Annotated in this window: 2 protein-coding genes; both read right to left on the bottom strand. The window is 70.6% G+C overall.

The genetic code is table 11. The features are described from left to right. On the bottom strand, positions 1 to 79 hold a 79-nt coding region (locus DEIPI_RS42165), incomplete at its 3' end, for an adenylyl-sulfate kinase (protein WP_157463420.1). Further along, positions 76 to 1,623, bottom strand: a complete 1,548-nt coding sequence (locus tag DEIPI_RS0102515; protein WP_027480731.1) for a nitrite/sulfite reductase — start codon at positions 1,621 to 1,623, stop codon at positions 76 to 78. The genes DEIPI_RS0102515 and DEIPI_RS42165, both read right to left, overlap by 4 nt. Between the last annotated feature and the right edge of the window lie 262 nt (positions 1,624 to 1,885).

Genomic DNA, 1,885 nt, shown 5'->3' with positions numbered 1-1,885 from the left:
GGCGCTCCACCTCGCGCGAGACGGTCGTCTTGCCCGCGCCCGACAGGCCCGTGAACCAGACGACGCGGCCCGCGCTCACGCGGGGACGGCGCCGAGCACCGCGTCGGGCTGGAAGCGGTCCGCGCCCACGCGGTCGACGAAGGTCACGAAGCTCTCGCCCACCCGACGGTTGCGCTGGAAGTCCCCGAAGACGCGCTCGGCGTACACGTGCAGGTCCGCCGAGGGCACGCGGCCCTTGAGGCGCGTCCCGAGACGCTGCGCCTCGCCGATGCTGCCGCCGAGGTGCACCATGTACACCTCCTCGCCGAGGTGGTTGGCGCCCATGAACCCGAGGTCCGCGACCTGATAGCGGGTGCAGGCGTTCGAGCAGCCCGTGAGGTTGATCGTGACGGGCACGTCGAGGTCCGCGAGGAGCGGTTCGAGGTGGTCCACGAGGTGCGCGGTCCGCGCCTTCGTCTCCGTCAGCGCGAGGCGGCAGAACTGGTTGCCCGTGCAGGCGATGGTGGTGCCGCGGATGCTCACCTTCGGCGCGAGGCCGATGTCCGCGAGCTCGCGGCTCAGGGCCTCCACGTCCTCGGTGCGGACGTGCGGGATGAGGATGTTCTGGAAGGGCGTGTTGCGCAGCTCGCCGCGTCCATAGGTCTCGGCGAGGTCCGCGAGGCGGCGGGCCCGCGCGGGGTCGATGCGGCCCACGGTGGTGGCCACGACCACGTAGTTCAGGCCGTCCTTCTGGGGCTGCACGCCGAGGACGTCGTTGCCGCCGAAGCGCGCGGTGGGCGCGGCGGGACCGCTGCGCAGGGCGCGGCCCAGGTACTCGGTCTCGACGATCTCGCGGAACCTCTCCACGCCGAGGTCGATGATGAGGTACTTCAGGCGCGACTTCTTGCGGTTGGCGCGGTAGCCGTGGTCGCGGTAGGCGGCCGTGATGGCCCCGGCGACCTCCACGACCTCGTCGGGGCGGATGAACACGCCGAGGCGCTCCGCGAGGTGCGCGACCGCGCCGAGCCCGCCGCCGACCCACACGTCGAAGCCGACCTCGCCTCCCACCTCGTGCGCGAGGAAGCCGATGTCGTTGACGAGGTGGATGCCCTCGAGTTCGGGCGTGCCGGTGATGCTCACCTTGAACTTGCGCGGCAGGTCGCCGAACTCGGGGTTGCCGCTGTAGACGCGGTCGAGTTCCTGTCCGAGCGCGGAGACGTCGTACACCTCGCGCGCGTCGAGGCCCGCCAGGGGAGACGCGATGAAGGCGCGCACCGTGTCGCCGCACGCGCCGCGCGAGTGCAGCCCGACGCGCTCGAGGCGGTCGAAGATGGCGGGCACGTCACGGATGTCGAGCCAGTGGAACTGGAAGGCCTGACGGTCGGAGACGTCGAGGGTGCCGCGCGCGTAGTCCTCGCTGATCCCGGCGATGGTGCGCAGGGTGTCGGAGGAGTAGGTGCCCGCCGGAACCTTGACGCGCATCATGAGGTGCCCGTCCTCCTGGGGCCGCTGGGGGTAGATGCCGTACCACTTGGCGAGGTCGAGGAGTTCGGGATTCACCTGTCCGGCGTCGGCCCAGCGGTAGATGTCGTCGAGGATCTCGAAGGGAGGCTTGTTCTTCTTGAGGGTTTCGATGTCGGACATGGGGGACTCCGTGGGGTGGGACAGGGCGAGGGGGCGGGCGGCCAATAGATGACCGGAATTGTACACTAATCAGACGACAAAAGAAGTCATCTTTTGAGGGCGGCGTCTCACCGGGAGCCGGGCTCCCGCCCGCACGCCCCTCGGGACGCGCCGGAGCACCTCGCGCGCCTCGACCGTCAGTCCGCCGCCACGTCCTGCACGGCGGGCAGCGTGAAGTGGAAGGTGCTGCCCTCGCCCGGCACGCTCTCCACCCACAGCCGCC

This window comes from Deinococcus pimensis DSM 21231 (assembly GCF_000519345.1).
Lineage (GTDB): Bacteria > Deinococcota > Deinococci > Deinococcales > Deinococcaceae > Deinococcus_A > Deinococcus_A pimensis.
The sequence above is the reverse complement of the archived record's forward strand: the minus strand, read 5'-3'. Positions and strand labels throughout refer to the sequence as shown.

Excerpts from the sequence above, each read along its gene's own strand:
- DEIPI_RS0102515 (WP_027480731.1), bottom strand. The coding sequence starts at position 1,623 with ATGTCCGACATCGAAACCCTCAAGAAGAACAAGCCTCCCTTCGAGATC.